This window comes from Martelella sp. FOR1707 (assembly GCF_053484265.1).
This window is the reverse complement of sequence record NZ_JBAKFP010000005.1, coordinates 568,705-586,678: the sequence shown is the minus strand read 5'-3', so window position 1 is coordinate 586,678 and position 17,974 is coordinate 568,705. Positions and strand designations below refer to the sequence as shown.

Genomic DNA, 17,974 nt, shown 5'->3' with positions numbered 1-17,974 from the left:
GGGGGGGGGGGGGGGGGGGGGGGGGGGGGGGGGGGGGGGGGGGGGGGGGGGGGGGGCCGCCCCCCCCCCCCCCCCCCCCCCCCCCCCACCGGCCTGGAGACAGTCTGCAATTTGTGCCCTGGCATTGTTTCAGGACATAGGAAAACGTTTTTCGAACATGATTGCGAGCTGCTTCGGCTTCAACCTCATCTGAAGCAGCCTGATGCCGTTTGTGATACAGTCATGGGAGACACTGCGCTTTGGATTCGCAGCGTAACAGATAAAACTGTGTTTAATTTCAAGACTTTGAAGATTGATTTGGCTGGGGAACCTGGATTCGAACCAGGACTAACGGAGTCAGAGTCCGTGGGTCTACCGTTAACCTATTCCCCAACGCGGCGCCCATGGGGCACCGTGGATGTGGTGGGCTTATAAACAGAAAGGCCGGGCTTTGCCAAGGGGGAGATGCAAAATTTTCCGTGCTTCGGGAATGTCGCTTTCGACAGCAACTTGCGACTGATGCCAATCCCGGCGCCCGTTCCGGGTCTGCCAAAGCGGGATTGCCCGAAATCGGGCGTCGCCGTTTCGTGCGTCGTGCCGGCAAAGGCCTGCAGAAGGGAGGTTGCGGCGTCGCGCAAACGCGCGTGAACCGGGCGCCATCAGGCGCGGCCGGCAGCCTCTCAGAAAAGTCATTGGCCTTGCGGCCTTACGCTGCTATGATTACGTCAACTGAAAATCATATGAGCGCCTTGCAGCGAGCCATTCAATCGGTTTGCGCGGCGTGATGGAATTGGCAAAGTGGAAGACCCCCAAAACAGCGCTGAGCTGTCCGATGGCGGGGCGCGCTTGAACAATGGCGGCAAGGGCAAACGCGCCCGCCGCCGATCCCGGAAAGGTCGCCGCAAGGCCGCCGCCGGAGTGCCCGCATCGCAGGATGCCGTCGTCGCCGACGGCAATGAACAGGCGCGTTCGCCGGAGAGCGGCGAAGCGAAGCCTGCCCGCAACGGCAAGGCTGCGCGCCATCCCTCTTCGGAGCGGAAATCCGGCGAAAACCTCGCCAACAGCCCGGATCATGACGGCGACAAGCCGGCGCGGCGCAAACGCAGGCGTCGGCGCGGTCGACGGGCGCATACCAAGGGTCCGCTCGGCGCCGATGGCTGCAAGCACATAGCGGGAAACAAACCCGCTGGCAGCGCCGAGACGGCCACACAGCCCCCGCCGCCTCCGCCCCGTCGCGAGACGCCGCAGAGCAGTGCCGGCGCGCCGCAACGCGCGCCCGGCCACGGTCTCTATGCCGCGCTCGATCTCGGCACCAACAACTGCCGGCTGCTGATCGCCCAGCCCACGCGCCACCATCAGTTTCGCGTGGTCGACGGCTTTTCGCGCATCGTGCGTCTGGGCGAGGGTCTTGCCGCCACCGGCAGCCTTTCGCCCGCCGCCATGGACCGCGCCATCGAGGCGCTTGCCATGTGCGCGGCCAAGCTCAGGGGGCGTTCCGTCCGGCGCATGCGGCTGATCGCCACCGAGGCCTGCCGCTCGGCCGATAATGGCGAGATCTTCCTCAAACGGGTGCGCCAGGAAACGGGGCTGGAACTCGAAATCGTCAACCGCGAAACCGAGGCAAAGCTCGCCGTATCGAGCTGCGCGTCGCTGATCGGGCGGGAGACGCGCTCGGCCGTACTGTTCGATATCGGCGGCGGCTCATCCGAAATCGCGGTGATCAAGCTCGACGAGAACCGGTCCTACCGGCTCGCCAATCACATCTCGCACTGGACATCGCTTCCCGTCGGCGTGGTGACGCTGTCCGAGCGCTATGGCGGCCATGACGTGACGCCGGAAATCTTCGAGGACATGGTGGCCGAAGTCACCCGCATGCTCGGCAATTTCAACTGTCCGGGCATCGGCGGCGGCAAGGACGACGAGGGCTTTCACCTGATCGGCACGTCGGGCACCGTCACGACGCTCGCCGGCGTCCACCTCGATCTGCCGCGCTATGACCGCCGCAAGGTCGACGGCATCTGGCTGACCGACGACGAGGTCACGGCCATGCAGTCCAAGCTGTTGTCATGGGATTTCGCCGGCCGCGCCGCCAATCCCTGCATCGGCCCGGACCGCGCCGACCTCGTGCTTGCCGGCTGCGCCATTCTGGAAGCGATCCGCCGGCGCTGGCCATCCTCGCGCATGCGGGTGGCCGACCGCGGCCTGCGCGAGGGATTGTTGACCGATATGATGATGCATGACGGGGTCTGGCGCAAACAGCGCCGCCGCGGCGGCTTCAACCGCCGCCAGAGCGCGGCCGCAAACAATGACTGAATGGGACCGAACGTGACCAAACCACCCGCCAAGCCGGCCAGAACGGGTCGCAAGATCGGCCAGAAGGTCAAGAAGACCAAGCTGAAGGCGTCGTCGCGCCGCTGGCTGGAGCGCCATATCAACGACCCCTATGTGCAGCGCGCCAAGACCGAGGGCTTTCGCGCCCGCGCGGCCTACAAGCTGCTGGAGATCGACGAGAAGCACCAGATCCTGAAGGGCGCGCGCCGGATCATCGACCTTGGGGCAGCGCCGGGAAGCTGGTCGCAGATCGCCGCCAAGGTCACCGGCTCCACCGATACCGACATTCGCGTCGCGGCAATCGACTTCCTTGAGATGGACGGCGTTCCGGGCGTGAAGTTCTTCCAGATGGATTTTCTCGACGAGGCCGCGCCCGCCCTTTTGCGCGAGGCGCTGGACGGACCGCCGGACGTGGTCATCTCCGACATGGCCGCGCCGACCACCGGCCATCGCCGCACCGACCATCTGCGCACAATGTATCTGTGCGAGGTCGCGGCCCATTTCGCGGTGGAAACGCTTGCCGAGGGCGGGCACTTTCTCTCCAAGACCTTCCAGGGCGGCGCCGAGCACGATCTCCTGACCATGCTCAAGCAGAACTTCCGCCAGGTGATCCACGTCAAGCCCGCGGCCTCGCGCTCCGAATCTGTTGAAATGTTCGTGCTGGCCAAATCTTTCAAGGGACGGAAAGCCTGAATGCGCGGGACTTTTTTTGGTAACTAAGGGAACTATACTCTTCTTTGAGGAGTTTCAGTTTATGGACAGACTCGCTGGCAGTCGGCCCAGTAACCGATTGCGGTGCGTTTGATGCAGGCTTTGCCTCTACTGGATTTCAAGACCCTTGAAGTCGTCAACCTCGTGGTCGCGATCATTGCTGCGGTCGTCTGGGCGACGACGGGCCTTGCCTATCGCGGTCTTCCGGCCGCGCGCTACCTGTTCGGCTCGAGCCTAGCAATTGCCTTTGGCGCCGCGCTGAAGACGGGTCTGACGCAGGACAGTGCGGCATGGATCAGCATTCTCGCCCTGGAAAGCATCGTATGCGGGCTTTGGCTGCTTTATAGCGGGGTGCGGAGCTTTTTCGGCCGGCCGATCTGCGCCCGGCAGGCGGTCGCCGCATTGCTCGTTACCCTGGCTTTGCTGATCGTGTTTCACCAACGCTGGCTGCTGCGCGAGGCGATCTTCGTTTTCGCGCAAATTCTACCGCTGTTCCTGCTGCTCCCGCTATTCGTGAAACATGGCAGCCGTAACAGTTTCGGCATCCAGCTTGCGGCGGCGGGCGCCGTCATCGGAATATTTTCCTATCTGACGATCGGCCTCGCCTGCGCGGCCAAGGGGCTCGCGCTCTACGCCATCCCGTCGCTCGAACACGTTCAGACCTATGGGCTGCTTCTCGGCATGGTGAGCGCGTCGCTTCTGGTTTTCGGGATCGCGCTGATGATCATCGAGCATCTGCTGCACGAGGCGGAGAATATGGCCAAGCACGATGAACTGACGGGCATTTCAAACCGCCGCGATTTCATGTCCCAAATCGAACGCGTTCATGCGCTGTGCGCGGCCGCCAATATCCCTTATAGCGTGCTGCTGATCGATATCGACAAGTTCAAGAACTGGAATGACAGCTATGGCCACGCCGTTGGCGACGAGGCCCTGCGCCATTTCGCCCGCACGGCCCTTGACCAGCTCAAAGACGATACCCAGGTCCTCGCCCGCACCGGCGGCGACGAGTTCTCGCTTCTCCTGCCGGGCGAAGGCGCCGCAGAGGCGGCCGAGATCGCCCAAACGCTGGTCGAAGAGGTTCGCGCCCGCGCTGTCTGCGTCAATGGAGAGGTCCTGCACCTGACCGTCAGCATCGGCGTGGCGGTGTACATGCCCGGCAGCCAGGCCGGTTACAACGATATTCTGGCCAATGCGGACGTGGCGCTCTACGGCTCCAAGAATGCCGGACGGGACCGCTATACTGTGTTCGACAAGCGGAACGTCAGGGATAATGACGCCCCCTTCCCACCGCGGTTCCGCCTGATCGACAAGTCGACGCCACCGCCGGCGGGGGTTCCCGAACGGCGCGCGCAGGGGCTGCCGCAATGAGGCTGAACGCGCCTTCGGGAGAAAGGCGCGCCGTCGCCCCTGCCCCCGGCGGCACTTACCCGTGCGGCCCGCCCTCGGCCATCACCATATCCCGCAGCCGTTCGAAGACGGCCGGGCTCTGGCGCACGCCGTCATGCTCATATTCATTGGTGACCCAGGTCCGGCAATTGCCGAGACGGTTCGCGGTTTCCAGCGACAGGCCGGCATCCACATACATGTCATCATGATAGACGGCGGCGGCCACCGGAACGTCATTGGCGAACAGCCGCGTTGCGTCGTAAAGCGGCGGAGTGTCCGTTCTTGCCGCAAGCGCCTCGACGGCGGCGGAAAACGGACGCAGCGACCGGATTTCCTCGAACATCCACGGATACATCATCTCGCCAGTGAACAAGAGCGGCCGGCGCGCCGGATCGAAACGCGGGAATTCGGCCCGTATCCGTTCGGCGGCGGAGGCGGTGGGCCGGGGACCCTGCGCATAAATGCTTTCCTGCAGCACAGCGAACAGCGGATTGCCGGCAAAGCCGGTCTCGGCCATCACGGAGAACAGGAAGCTCTCCGACAGCCGCGTTTCGTCGGGGTCCGCAAAAGCCTCATCGAGGAGGAAATGGAGCGCTTCGAAGCCGGGCGCCATGCCGAGCCCCAGCCCCAGGGTCTGCAGGCGGCGCACGCTCAACCGGTCGCCGTCCGGCAGATGAACCGCATTGTTTTCAATGAAGTCCGCGATGCGGCCGGCAAGCCGTTCATCCTCCGGATAGCGCTGGTAATAGCGGCGGTTCTTGGAAAGAACGCGCGGATAGGTGCGGCGGTAGACCTCCTCCGCCTCGGCGGCAAGTCCGGCAAGCCCGCCCGTGACATAGCAGGCGGCGAGCCCCTCCGGCGCGCGCGACAGATAGGTGAGCGTGATGAACCCGCCAAAGCTCTGGCCAAGCGTCTCCCATTTGACATCGCCCAGCAATTGTTTGCGGATGTGCTCGCAATCGGCGACGATGCTGTCGGCGCGGAAATGCATCAGATAGTCCGCCGCCGCCTCTCCGCTTTCGAAACGGGAGATGACATGGCCGTCGATCGGGCTGCTGCGGCCGGTTCCGCGCTGGTCGATCAGCACCACCCTGTGGGTTTTCAGCGCGGCCTTCAGCCATGGCGGGCCGCCGGCGACCGGGCGCGGCGACTTTCCGCCCGGCCCGCCTTGCAGAAAGGCGAGCACCGGCAGGTTCTCCCGCCGCTTGACCGGATCGACGATCTCGCGGGCGAAAACCTGCAGCACCGGCCCCTCCGGCCGGCTCCAGTCGAGCGGCACCGGCACCAGCATGTCCCGGATCATCATGCCGGGAATGATATATTGCTTCGGCATCATGGCGGCCTGTCTCCTTCTATCTCTGCCGTGGCCTAAAACGGATCAGGCAAAAGGGCAACCGTGCTTCGCGGGCACAACAAAAAAGCGGGCGCCAGGACCCGCTTTCGATTGTCTTGAATGCGCTAAGGCTTACTTGCGCTTGCCGTCGAGGCTGAAGGAGCCGGGACCGGCGAAGACGAGATAGAGGAAGATGAAGCAGAACAGGATCGCCGCATCGCCGCCGTTATTGACGGGATAGAGGCTCGAAGGCGCATGGAACATGAAATAGGCGACCGCCATCATGCCGGACAGCACGAAGGCCGAGATCCGGGTGAACAATCCGATCACGATCAGCGCGCCGCCGACGATTTCAAGAATGCCGCCAACCCAAAACAGCGAAAACATCGGGGGATGCATGTCCGAAACCGGAAAATGCAGGATCTTCTGCGTGCCATGCTCGAAGAAAAGAATGCCTGTCACGACACGCAAAATGGCCAGGAAGATCGGCGCCATCGGCTGCAACATGCGGTTTGTGCTCATAAATCAGCTCCGTGCTAATGGTTGCCCGCGCGGGCGCGGTTTCAGAAGTCGCTAACATACGCGAAAAAGCCGATCGCGGAAGACGAGGATGTGTAAACACTGCGTCGCCAACCGCACCGCCTCCCGAAATTCAAAAACGACTGAAGCGATCCGAATGGATTGCAGTTCCTTTTTTCCGCTCATATAGTCGCGCGACTTTATGGGGACCGGATTTTTCGCCGTGCAAGGAGACCAGACGATGAGCGAACCGACAGGAAAGAAGCCCGCCGGGGAAGACCTCCAGCAGCAGGCTCTTTTTTATCACCGCTATCCGCGCGCCGGTAAGCTGGAAATCCAGGCGACCAAGCCGCTCGGCAACCAGCGCGACCTCGCCCTTGCCTATTCGCCCGGCGTCGGCGCGCCCTGCATCGCCATTCACGAAAATCCCAATGACGCCGCGCAATATACCTCGCGCGCCAATCTGGTCGCCGTGATATCGAACGGCACGGCTGTTCTCGGCCTCGGCAATATCGGTCCGCTCGCCTCCAAGCCAGTGATGGAAGGCAAGGCGGTTCTGTTCAAGAAATTCGCCGGCATCGACGTCTTCGATATCGAGATCGACGCGCCATCGATCGATGGCATGGTCTCCACAATTTCGGCGCTGGAGCCGACCTTCGGCGGGATCAATCTCGAGGACATCAAGGCGCCGGAATGTTTCGAGGTCGAGCGGATCCTGCGCGAGAAGATGCAGATCCCGGTTTTCCACGACGACCAGCACGGCACCGCCATCATCGTCGCCGCCGCGATCCTGAACGGGCTGGAGCTTGCCGGCAAATCGCTGGAGAACGTCAAGATCGTCGCCTCCGGCGCAGGTGCTGCCGCGCTCGCCTGTCTCAACCTGCTGGTCTCGCTCGGCGCGAAGCGCGAGAATATCTGGGTCTTCGACATTGACGGCCTGGTCTATCCCGGCCGCGAGACCAATATGGACCAGTGGAAGGCGATCTACGCCCAGGAGAGCGACGCCCATGCGCTGGCCGATCACATCGCCGGTGCGGACGTGTTTCTCGGCCTCTCGGTCGCGGGCGCGCTGAAGCCGTCGCTGCTCAAGCAGATGGCGCCGCGCCCGATGATCATGGCGCTCGCCAACCCCGTGCCGGAAATCATGCCCGATCTCGCCCGCGCCGAGCGCGAGGATGCGATGATCTGCACCGGGCGTTCGGACTTCCCCAACCAGGTCAACAACGTCCTGTGTTTCCCCTATATCTTCCGCGGCGCGCTGGATTGCGGCGCGCGCACGATCAACGAGGAAATGAAGATGGCCGCCGTGCGCGCCATTGCCGGGCTCGCAAAGGAGGAGGTCTGGGAGGCCTCTCGCACTGCGGCCAATGGCGAACCGCTGATCTTCGGTCCGGATTACCTGATCCCCTCGCCCTTCGACCCGCGCCTGATCCTCAGGATCGCGCCCGCCGTTGCCCGCGCCGCCGAGGAGACCGGCGTCGCCGAACGGCCGATCCCCGATTATGAGGCCTATTACGAACACCTGACGCGCTTCGCCTTCCGCTCCGGCCTGGTGATGAAGCCGGTCTTCGCCGCCGCCAAGGCGGCCGAGCGCAAGCGCGTGATCTTCTCCGACGGCGAGGACGAGCGCGTGATGCGCGCCGCCCAGGTGCTGATCGAGGAAGGCATTTCCCAGCCGATACTGATCGGACGCCCGAACGTGCTCGAAACCCGCATGAAGCGCTACGGCCTGCGCATGAAGCTGCACGAGGATTTCGAGATCATCAATCCGGAAAGCGATTCGCGGTTCCGCGAATATGTCGACGAATACCTTTCCTTCGTCGCGCGCAAGGGCGTTACCCCGGAGCGCGCGCGCACCATCGTGCGCACCAACACCACGGTGATCGGTGCGCTCGCGGTCAAGCGCGGCGACGCGGATGCGCTGCTGTGCGGCGTCGAGGGCCGGTTCGAAAAGCACCTGCGCGATATCGGCAACATTATCGGCAAGCATGAGAATGTCCGCGATTTCTCGAGCCTGGGGCTCCTGATCTCCAACCGCGGCGCGACCTTCTTCGCCGATACCCATGTGACCTATTGCCCGAGCGCGGAAGAAATCGCGGAAACGACGATCCAGTCCGCCCGCGCCGTCGCCCGCTTCGGCATCACGGCGAAGGCCGCGCTCGTCTCGCACTCCAATTTCGGCTCACGCGATTCAGAAAGTGCAGCTAAGATGCGTGAAGCCCTGGCACTGGTGCGCGCCCGGATGCCCGAGCTCGAGGTCGACGGCGAAATGCACGGCGATACCGCAATTTCCGAATTGCTGCGCGAACGCGCCATGCCCAACAGCACGCTGACGGGCGAAGCCAATCTGTTGATCTTCCCCTCGCTCGATGCCGCCCATATCACCATGACGGTGGTCCAGAGCATGCTCGAAGCGCTGCATGTCGGCCCGATCCTGCTCGGCAGCGCGCTCCCGGCCCACATCATGTCGCCTTCGGTGACCTCGCGCGGCATCGTCAACATGGCGAGCCTTGCGGTGGTCGAGGCCGATGTCGCGGCCTCGGAGAAGCGACGGGCCGAATAGGCAGGTCGCAGTCAGCGATTATCCGGCGTCGGGCCAGCCGCTCGCCGCCGTTTACTCCTGATAGACTCCCGGCGGCTGTTGTCGTTGCCCGGCCGGCGGCGCGCGGGCCTGCGCATTTACCGCGCTTTGCGCCAAGGCAAGAAGTCCGACCGAAAACACTCCGCCCCATCGTCAAACCGCGGGCAGATCGCAGCCCGAACAGGGATATTCACACTTCATTTTACAACCTTAGCTTGATTTATACTTGTCGAAGGGTTTATCAAACTAAAGACAATGTTCGCCTGCAAAGAGCTTGCGCGTCAACTCATGGGAGAATGATCCGCGAACATTCTTCTCATCACATTCCTCGGGAGGCCGCCGACCTTCATCGACCGCCTTGAGGCGAAATTCGAAAAATGCCTTAGATAAAATAAGTTATGGCAGAAATAGCGATGATGATGGACGAAGCCAGAATTCTGGAATTGCGGGCGCGGGTCGCGCGTTCGGACACAACCGCAGAGCTGATCGTTGCGCTTGGCGAAATTACATCAACCTTTGGTTTCAACCACTTTACGTTGACCGACATACCCCACAGCAGAGACGCATTGCTGCAGTCCCTGATTCACTTTACCTCGCTTCCCTACCCCCTCATCGCGGCCTATGACCAGGCGGAGATACTGCAAAATTCCGCCTTTGTCCGGTCGTGGAGAGCGGCGACCTCGCCGATCGAATGGGATATCGACCAGTTCGAACTGGAGGACACGGAGGCGGCTTTCGGCCAGCGCCTCAAGACGATCCATGTCCGCATGGGGGTGGTCTTCACGGCGCCGGATTGTCAGCCGGAGCCCCTGGCCTTCCTGCTGTTCGGCGATCGCGAACCGCTCGGCGAGGCGGAAAAGGCGGCGCTCGACAGGCTGGCCGTTGCCGCCTGTCGCCGGTTCGAGCAGTTGCGGCCGGTTTCCGCCCACCATCTGAAGAGCCTGTCCTCGCGCGAGCTGGAGGTCATCAAATGGACCGCCGAGGGCAAGACATCGCACGAGATCGGCAGAATCCTCAATCTCTCCGACCATACCGTCAATGCCTATCTGGCGAACGCGATCCGCAAGATGGAATGCGTCAACAGGGCACAGCTTGTCGCCAAGGCGATCCGCCTCAAGCTGATCGAATGAGGGCGGGTCGGGGCGTTGCGGGAGGAAACGCTCTATCGGCGGCCTGTCTTCTCCTTCCAGTGCAAACGGCAGTAGGAAACATAGCGGTCATTGCCGCCGACCTCGATCTGCGGGCCTTCAAGCAGCGCGTTGCCCGCCTGATCCAGTCGCACGACCATGGTTGCCTTGCGGCCGCAGTGACAGATCGTCCGCACTTCCCTCGCTTCATCAGCGAGCACGAACAGTTCGGCCGAGGCTGGAAACAGCCGGCCCATGAAATCGGACCTGAGGCCATAGGCCATCACCGGAATCTTCAGTTCATCGACGACCCGCGCCAGTTGCCAGGCATGCTCGGCGGTGGCGAAATGGGCCTCGTCGACGAACAGGCAATCGATCTTGCGCTCTTGGTCGAGCGCGCTGGCGCATTCGAACAGGTCGGTGTCTTGACCGAACGTGACCGCATCGGCCTTGAGCCCGATCCGCGAGGAAACCACGCCCTTGCCGCCGCGATCGTCGAGTTCGGCAAGCAGGATGACGGCATGCATGCCGCGCTCTCGGTAATTATAGGCGGCCTGCAGCAGCAGGGTCGATTTGCCGGCATTCATCGTGGCATAATAGAAGTGAAGTTTCGCCATTGTGCGGTCCTTTTTCCTCTTCTTGCCGCGAACGGGGGCCTGCAAGAAGCCTGAATCGCAGAAAGCCACAGAAAAGCGTGGGCCCCCGCTTTCGCGCGGCGCATCTTGCCGCTTGTGCGCGAATATGAGAAACAACCGCCTGCCATCCCCTCCTGCCATGCCGATGCTGAGCCCATGGAAACAGTCGTCGAGATCAACGCAATCGATATCGTCTACGGCAGGCAGGCGCGCCGCGCCCTGCCTCTGATCGACGCCGGCCTTTCGCGTGATGACATTCACGCCCGCACCGGCAGCCTCGTCGGGGTCTCCAACGCCTCGCTGACGCTTGGACGCGGCGAGATCGTCGTGCTGATGGGCCTTTCGGGCTCGGGAAAATCGACCTTGCTGCGCGCCGTCAATGGTCTGGCGCCAGTCGTGCGCGGCGACGTCGAGGTGCATACCGAAGACGGTATCGTCAATCCCTATGCCGCCAGTGCAAAAGCGCTCAGGGCGCTGAGGGCGCGGTCCGTTTCCATGGTGTTCCAGCAGTTCGCGCTGCTGCCCTGGCTGAGCGTTGCCGAAAATGTCGGCCTCGGGCTTGAGCTTTCGGGCGTGCCCAAACGCGAGCGGCGCGAGCGCATCGAAGAACAGCTTGAACTGGTCAACCTCTCCGACTGGGCCGACAGCCCCATCGACGCGCTTTCAGGCGGCATGCAGCAGCGGGTCGGTCTGGCGCGCGCCTTTGCCACCGGCGCGCCGATCCTACTGATGGACGAGCCGTTTTCAGCGCTCGATCCGCTGATCCGCGCGCATCTGCAGGATGAGTTGCTGGCCTTGCAGCAGCGCCTCAGAAAATCGATCCTGTTCGTCAGTCACGATCTCGACGAAGCCATCAAGCTCGGCGATCGCATCGCGATCATGGAAGGCGGAAGGATAATCCAGACCGACACGCCGCGCGCGATCATCAAGAACCCCGCAAACGACTATGTTGCCGATTTCGTGGCCAACACAAACCCGCTCGCCGTTCTCACGGCAGGAGATATCATGAATCCGGTGTCCTCGCGCAGCCAGCTGGACACGCAGATCGCAGCGACCGTCAAGGCCGCCACGCCGGCCATGACGCTGATACGCGTGCTCGCGGAGCGGCCGGGAACGATCGGCGTTGTCCAGGGCGGACGGATTGCCGGAACGATCTCGCACCGCGAGATTGCCGCCGGCCTTTCGCCGCGCCGACCGCAACCCGCAGGGCCTTTGACATGAATGAGAAAGCCTCTCCCCTGCGCGAAACCGATGAAGCGGCAATCCGCTTGGCGAAATCGCTTCTGCGCGAAGCCGGCTTTGCCGCCCTTGCCGTCAACGAACCGGAGACCGGATTTCCGCTCGTAAGCCGGGTGCTGATCGCGACCGACACCGACGGCGCGCCCGTGATCCTGATTTCGGCGCTATCGAGCCATACCAGGGCAATCGAGCGCGACGGCAGGGTTTCGCTTTTGACGGGGGAACCGGGAAAGGGCGACCCTATGGCCCATCCGCGGATGACGACGCGGTGCCTGGCCGGGGTCATTGAACGCGGCAGCGACGACCACGCGCGGATGCGGGCGCGGTTCCTCGAACGCCACCCGAAGGCAAAGACCTATATCGATTTCCCGGATTTCAACCTCTACCGCCTGTCGCCGGTATCGGCGAACCTCAATGGTGGCTTTGGCAAGGCCTACGCCATCGAGGGCAAGGATCTGATCGAAACCGGGTGAAAGCCTGACCCCATGTCGCCTCACGTTGAGATCGGCACCTGCTTGTCATTTGTCAGTAATCAGTCGAGTTAACTCGGTGCTGAGGGCGGACGAAAATGGATTTCTCCTTTATTTTCGGCCCACCTGTTAAAAAATACCCTAAATTTCGTATTATTTTTTTTCGGGAGACTCAGTTACATACCATTTTAGGCATTGGAAAAATTATTGACACTTCTCGTCAAGCTAAGGAGTACTGATGTGAGCGCAAACAAACTGTCCGACAAGACCTCTCCGGCCGCCAGCCTGCTTTCGGCGATGGCAAATCCGAAACGACTTCAGATTCTCTGTGTGCTGATCGAAAACGAAATGCCGGTGGGTGCGCTCGCGGTCCGCGTCGGCCTCAGTCAGTCCGCCCTGTCGCAACACCTGTCGAAGCTGCGCGCGCAGAACCTCGTGGAAACGCGGCGCGAAGCGCAGACCATCTATTACAGCACCCATGCCGAACCGGTCCGTAAGCTTCTCGACACGCTCGGCGAGATTTACGATGAGGAAGTGATCGCCAGCCGCAAGGCGGGCTGATACCAAGGGTATGAGCCTCTGTCGGTCGGCGCGTCGCGGACCGGCAGGAATAGTCAGGGCAATGCCTGACGGATTGTGCCTTTTGGCAGAGGCTTTCGCTTGACGACGGCGGTACCGCTGATAACGTGCTCTCCAATAGTAATGAAGCAACAAGGGCCCGGCAACGGGTCGCTTTCTTTTGTGGAGCAGCTCATGTCCGACAGCGCCAATGTGACGCCCAACAACCTCGACGCATTCTGGATGCCATTTACCGCCAACCGGCAGTTCAAGAAGGCCCCGCGCATGTTCGTGGCCGCCAAGGACATGTATTACACGACCGCCGACGGCCGAAAGGTACTGGACGCGACCGCGGGGCTGTGGTGCGTGAATGCCGGTCACTGCCGGCCGAAGATTGTCGAGGCGATCCGCAAACAGGCTGGCGAACTTGATTACGCCCCCGCCTTCCAGCTCGCCCACCCCAAGGCATTCGAACTCGCCAACCGGCTGGTCGACATCGCGCCGGACGGCATGAACCATGTGCTCTACACCAATTCGGGCTCCGAGTCGGTCGAAACCGCGCTCAAGGTCGCGCTTGCCTACCACCGGGCGAAAGGCGATGGCTCGCGTTTCCGGCTGATCGGGCGCGAACGCGGCTATCACGGCGTCAATTTCGGCGGCATCTCGGTCGGCGGCATTGTGGCCAACCGCAAGATGTTCGGCACGCTACTGACCGGCGTCGACCATCTGCCCCACACCCACCTGCCCGAAAAGAACGCCTTCACCAAGGGCCAGCCCGAACATGGCGGCGACCTTGCTAGCGAACTCGAACGGATCGTCACGCTCCATGATCCCTCGACGGTGGCAGCCGTCATCGTCGAGCCGGTCGCCGGTTCCACCGGCGTTCTCATTCCGCCGAAGGGCTACCTCAAGAAGCTGCGCGAAATCTGCACCAAATACGGCATCCTGCTGATCTTCGACGAAGTGATCACCGGTTATGGCCGTCTCGGCACGCCCTTTGCCGCGCAGTATTATGACGTCAAGCCGGACATCATCATCACCGCCAAGGGACTGACCAACGGCGTTATTCCGATGGGCGCTGTGTTCGTGACCTCCGCGATCCACGACGCTTTCATGAGCGGCCCGGAGCACATGATCGAGTTCTTCCACGGCTATACCTATTCCGGCAATCCGATGGCCTCGGCGGCAGCCCTTGCCACGCTCGACACCTACAAGGAAGAGGGCCTGCTGACGCGGGCCGCCGAACTGGCACCCTATTGGGAAGAACAGCTCCACAGCCTGCGCGACTGCCCCTATGTCATCGACATCCGCAATACCGGGCTGATTGGCGCGATCGAACTGGAGCCAATTGCGGGAGAACCAACCAAGCGCGCGTTCACCGCCTTCCTGAAGGCCTATGAGGATGGCCTGCTGATCCGCACCACGGGCGATATCATCGCGCTGTCGCCGCCGCTGATCATTTCCAAATCCGAGATCGACGAACTGTTCGAGAAGCTGCGCAAGGTGTTGATGAACAATATCTGAGGCCGCCTCGCATGGTAGCGGGCGTGAAAGCCGGCGCATCGGGTTTTCCCGCCGCGCCGCTTTCCGCCGCCGCCTCGGATAAGGCGAGAACCGGGTTCGCCTTTTCGCCCGTCCCTTATTGCTATTGCGCTGCCGCAAACGGGAAATGCCGTCATGTCCGACGATATTCTGATCAAGAACGAACGCCTTGCCGTCGCGGTCTCGTCGCTTGGCGCCGAGACCCGATCAATCACCGGCAAGGACGGGCGCGAATGGCTCTGGGATGGCGACCCGGCCTATTGGACCGGCCGCGCCCCCATCCTGTTTCCGATCGTCGGCAAGGCGCCGGATAACAGGGTGACGATCGAGGGCATGGCTTTCCCGATGCAGCAGCACGGCTTTGCCCGCAAGAGCATGTTTTCGCTCGAAGAAAGCTCGCCCTCCTCCTGCCGCTTCCGGCTTGACCCGACGGACGAGACGCGGCTGGCCTATCCGTTCGAATTCTCGCTTGCGATCACCCATGCTTTGGCGGACGCGACGCTGACGGTGACCGCCGAGGTGGAGAACCGCGACGAGCGGCCAATGCCGTTCGGCTTCGGCTTCCATCCCGCCTTCCGCTGGCCGATGCCGGGCCTCTCCAAGGGCCATGTCCATCACATCGCGCTCGCAAACCGCGCAGCGCCAGCGATGATCCGCCTGCGCGACGGTCTCTTGGACCTGACGCCGCTTGCCTCGCCCTTCTCGGGCGGCTTGCTCGCCCTCGACCACGATTATTTCGAGGAGGATGCGATGATCTTCCCCGAAGGCGCGGGGGACCGGTTGAGCCTCAGCGCCGAGGATGGCCCGTCGCTGCATTTCCGCTTCGAAAACCTGCCGAACTTGGCGCTCTGGACCAAGCCCGGCGCGCCCTATATCTGCGTTGAGCCCTGGCACGGCATGGCCGCAGCCCACGGCAAGGGTCCGGCGATCGAAGACCGGCCCTTCACCGTCACCCTGCCCGCCGGCAAAACGGCGCGCTTCGGCTGGTCCGTGACGATAGACGGTTAGGTTGCACTTCGCACATTTTGCTTGCTAAGCGCGAATCAATCGCGCATATCTCGAAAAAAACAACTGGGTCGCTCCACATTGATCGTTCAATTGTCGGCGAGCCGCTCGGGGAATGGGGGCAGCCGTTTTTTCGGGGTCCTCAACATGAAGAAACTCGTGGCGGAATTTATCGGCACGGCCGTGCTTGTGCTGTTTGGCTGCGGCGCAGCCGTTCTGGGCGGCGACGCCATCGGGCAGACCGGTATCGCCTTCGCCTTCGGTCTTGCCATCGTCGCCATGGCCTATGGCATCGGGCCGATTTCCGGTTGCCACATCAACCCCGCCGTCAGCCTCGGCGTGTTTATCGCGGGCCGCATGCCAGCCGGTGAAATGCTGCGTTACTGGGTCGCCCAGTTCTCCGGCGCGCTGGTGGGCGCTTTCGTTCTGGCGATCATCGCCGGCTCCACGGCCAGCCTTGGCCAGAACGGCTGGGGACCTGGCTATCTCGGCGAATACGCGCTGCCGGCGGCGCTCGTCTTCGAGGTCGTGTTCACCGCGATCTTCGTGATCGTCATTCTCGGCTCGACCGCGGCCGCAGCGCCAGCCGGCTTTGCCGGGCTCGCGATCGGGCTGACGCTCGTCGCCATCCATCTTGTCGGCATTCAGGTAACGGGCGTATCGGTCAATCCGGCCCGCAGCTTCGGTCCCGCACTGCTTGTCGGCGGCCATGCGCTGGCCCAGCTCTGGCTGTTCATCGTCGCGCCGCTTGCCGGCGGATTGCTCGGAGCCTTGCTCTATCGCTTCAAGGCGCTGGAAGACTGAGCGCGACGCGGAGGCCCGGCAAACCGGGCTTCCGCCATCAGATAGCGCACGGCGAACCTATTCTAGATCCGCGCGCAAAATCCGTCGAACGCGCCGAGTTCCACCTCGGCGCCGTTCATCACGCCCGTCATGCCCGGAAGATCGAGGGATTTGACGTGATCAACGGTCATCTGCAACGGCACGTCCTGCGGCGTGTCGGCGAAGTTGAAGATGAACAGCAGGGTTTCCTTGCCCTTGCTGCGTGTAAACATCAGCACGTCGTCATTGTCGCAGTCGTGAAATTCGATATCGCCGTCAAACAGCGCCGCGTGCTCGGCGCGAAAGGCGAGCGTGGCGCGGTAATGGCTGTAGACCGAGTCGGGCCGGGGCGCCTGCTCGAACACCGAAAGCGCCAGATGGGCTTCCGGCACCGGCAGCCAGGGCTTTTCGGCTGTGGAGAACCCTGCATCCGGCGGTACATTGCTCCACGGCATCGGCGTGCGGCAGCCGTCGCGGCCCTTGTAGGACGGCCAGAAGCGGATGCCGTAGGGATCGCGAAGGTCCTCGAAGGCAAGCTCCGCCTGCGGCAGGCCAAGCTCCTCGCCCTGATAGAGGCAGATCGAGCCTCTCAGCGTTGCCAGAACCGAAATCGCAAGCCGCGCGACCGGTTCGCGCTCGGCCTCCGTTTTCGCGAACCGCGAGACGTGGCGGTCGACATCGTGGTTGGAAAACGCCCAGCACACCCAGCCATCCGACACCACGGTGAAGAAGTTCTCCACGCATTTGCGGATATGGGCCGGCGAGAAATCCGGTCCGAGGAAGTCGAAGGTGTAGCACATATGGAGCTTGTCGTTGCCGGCGGTATACTCGGCAACCGTCTTCAATGAGCGTGCGCCATCGCCGACCTCGCCCACCGAGGAGCGGCCGTCATACTCATCGAGCAGCGCCCGGAAACGCTGAAGAAAGCCGATATTCTCCGGCCTTGTCTTGTCATAGATGTGCTTCTGGAAGCCGTAGGGGTTCACATCCGGCGCATCGAGGCCGGCAGCGTCGTCATCGTCCAGCATTGGCGGATTGTCGCGCAGCTTGTCGTCGCAGAAATAGTAGTTGACCGTATCGAGGCGGAAGCCGTCCACCCCGAGATCGAGCCAGAACCGCACGGCGTCGAGCAGCGCATCCTGCACGGCCTCTGAGTGGAAATTGAGGTCCGGCTGGCTGGCGAGGAAGTTATGCATGTAATACTGCTTGCGGGTGCCGTCCCACTCCCAGCCGGGACCGCCGAAGATCGACATCCAGTTGTTGGGCGCGGTGCCGTCGGGCTTGGCATCGGCCCAGACATACCAGTCGGCCTTTGGGTTGTCCTTGCTCGAACGGCTTTCCTTGAACCAGGGATGCTGGTCGGAGGTATGCGACAGCACCTGATCGATGATGACCTTCAGGCCGAGCCTGTGGGCCTCGTCGACCAGCGCCCTGAAATCGTCGAGCGTGCCGAACATCGGATCGACATCGCGATAATCCGAGACATCATAGCCCATGTCGGCCATTGGCGACTTGAAGAAGGGCGACAGCCAGATCGCATCGACGCCGAGTTCGGCCACATAGGTCAGCCGCCGGGTGATGCCGGGCAGATCGCCAATGCCGTCGCCTGTGGTATCCTGAAAGGAGCGGGGATAGATCTGGTAGATGACGCCGCCACGCCACCAATTGCCGGTATTGCCGTCCGTCATTGAAAATTCCCTGGTCGAAACGTTTGAGGTGAGCCTATCTCCGCG

The 17,974-nt window shown here is 62.5% G+C and carries 14 protein-coding genes, 1 tRNA gene and 1 pseudogene; 11 read left to right on the top strand and 5 right to left on the bottom strand.

Features of this window, described 5'->3' with window-relative positions; genetic code table 11:
• Positions 1-298: 298 nt before the first annotated feature.
• Positions 299-372 (bottom strand) — tRNA-Gln (locus tag V6765_RS17050).
• Positions 373-777: 405 nt separating this feature from the next.
• On the opposite strand from V6765_RS17050, the gene V6765_RS17045 reads away from it, so the two are divergent.
• The 3 genes from V6765_RS17045 to V6765_RS17035 all read left to right on the top strand — a co-directional run bounded on the left by V6765_RS17045 (position 778) and on the right by V6765_RS17035 (position 4,392).
• Positions 778-2,292 carry a Ppx/GppA phosphatase family protein gene (locus V6765_RS17045; protein ID WP_448430899.1) on the top strand — a complete coding sequence of 505 codons (1,515 nt, stop codon included), beginning with the start codon at positions 778-780 and terminating at the stop codon, positions 2,290-2,292.
• Positions 2,293-3,003: an RlmE family RNA methyltransferase gene (locus V6765_RS17040; protein ID WP_448430897.1), complete on the top strand. Its 711-nt coding sequence runs from the start codon at positions 2,293-2,295 to the stop codon at positions 3,001-3,003.
• 111 nt (positions 3,004-3,114) lie between these two features.
• On the top strand, positions 3,115-4,392 hold the full coding sequence (locus tag V6765_RS17035) for a GGDEF domain-containing protein (protein ID WP_448430895.1): 1,278 nt from the start codon (positions 3,115-3,117) through the stop codon (positions 4,390-4,392).
• A 55-nt stretch (positions 4,393-4,447) separates the two neighbouring features.
• On the opposite strand, the gene V6765_RS17030 is transcribed toward V6765_RS17035, so the two are convergent.
• Together V6765_RS17030 and V6765_RS17025 are read right to left on the bottom strand one after the other, a co-directional pair.
• Positions 4,448-5,743 carry an alpha/beta fold hydrolase gene (locus tag V6765_RS17030; protein ID WP_448430939.1) on the bottom strand — a complete coding sequence of 432 codons (1,296 nt, stop codon included), beginning with the start codon at positions 5,741-5,743 and terminating at the stop codon, positions 4,448-4,450.
• 132 nt (positions 5,744-5,875) lie between these two features.
• On the bottom strand, positions 5,876-6,265 hold the full coding sequence (locus V6765_RS17025) for a DoxX family protein (protein WP_448430892.1): 390 nt from the start codon (positions 6,263-6,265) through the stop codon (positions 5,876-5,878).
• Between the two features lie 238 nt (positions 6,266-6,503).
• On the opposite strand from V6765_RS17025, the gene V6765_RS17020 reads away from it, so the two are divergent.
• A complete protein-coding gene (locus V6765_RS17020; protein ID WP_448430890.1) occupies positions 6,504-8,825 on the top strand; it encodes an NADP-dependent malic enzyme in 2,322 nt (773 codons plus the stop codon).
• 416 nt (positions 8,826-9,241) lie between these two features.
• Positions 9,242-9,973 carry a response regulator transcription factor gene (locus V6765_RS17015; RefSeq protein WP_448430888.1) on the top strand — a complete coding sequence of 244 codons (732 nt, stop codon included), beginning with the start codon at positions 9,242-9,244 and terminating at the stop codon, positions 9,971-9,973.
• Positions 9,974-10,005: 32 nt separating this feature from the next.
• Here V6765_RS17015 and V6765_RS17010 read toward each other — a convergent pair whose 3' ends face one another.
• A complete protein-coding gene (locus tag V6765_RS17010; protein WP_448430886.1) occupies positions 10,006-10,587 on the bottom strand; it encodes a thymidine kinase in 582 nt (193 codons plus the stop codon).
• 174 nt (positions 10,588-10,761) lie between these two features.
• Here V6765_RS17010 and choV point away from each other — a divergent pair, with 174 nt between their 5' ends.
• From choV to V6765_RS16980, 6 genes and pseudogenes are all read left to right on the top strand, one after another.
• Complete coding sequence (gene choV, locus V6765_RS17005; RefSeq protein ID WP_448430884.1) at positions 10,762-11,826, top strand: choline ABC transporter ATP-binding protein; 1,065 nt, start codon at positions 10,762-10,764, stop codon at positions 11,824-11,826.
• Positions 11,823-12,305: pseudogene (locus V6765_RS17000) on the top strand (HugZ family pyridoxamine 5'-phosphate oxidase); the annotation flags it as partial. The gene choV and the pseudogene V6765_RS17000, both read left to right, overlap by 4 nt.
• A gap of 249 nt (positions 12,306-12,554) precedes the next feature.
• Positions 12,555-12,875 (top strand): ArsR/SmtB family transcription factor, encoded by a 321-nt coding sequence (locus V6765_RS16995; RefSeq protein ID WP_448430882.1) that lies wholly within the window; start codon positions 12,555-12,557, stop codon positions 12,873-12,875.
• A gap of 192 nt (positions 12,876-13,067) precedes the next feature.
• Positions 13,068-14,396, top strand: coding sequence for an aminotransferase class III-fold pyridoxal phosphate-dependent enzyme (locus V6765_RS16990; protein ID WP_448430880.1), 1,329 nt, complete (start codon positions 13,068-13,070; stop codon positions 14,394-14,396).
• A gap of 153 nt (positions 14,397-14,549) precedes the next feature.
• Complete coding sequence (locus tag V6765_RS16985; RefSeq protein WP_448430878.1) at positions 14,550-15,422, top strand: aldose 1-epimerase family protein; 873 nt, start codon at positions 14,550-14,552, stop codon at positions 15,420-15,422.
• Between the two features lie 144 nt (positions 15,423-15,566).
• The gene (locus V6765_RS16980; protein ID WP_448430876.1) at positions 15,567-16,223 is read left to right on the top strand and encodes an aquaporin; all 657 of its coding nucleotides are present in this window, start codon (positions 15,567-15,569) and stop codon (positions 16,221-16,223) included.
• A gap of 62 nt (positions 16,224-16,285) precedes the next feature.
• Here the strand turns inward: V6765_RS16980 and bglA are convergent, their stop codons facing one another.
• Positions 16,286-17,929 carry a beta-galactosidase BglA gene (bglA, locus tag V6765_RS16975; protein WP_448430874.1) on the bottom strand — a complete coding sequence of 548 codons (1,644 nt, stop codon included), beginning with the start codon at positions 17,927-17,929 and terminating at the stop codon, positions 16,286-16,288.
• Between the last annotated feature and the right edge of the window lie 45 nt (positions 17,930-17,974).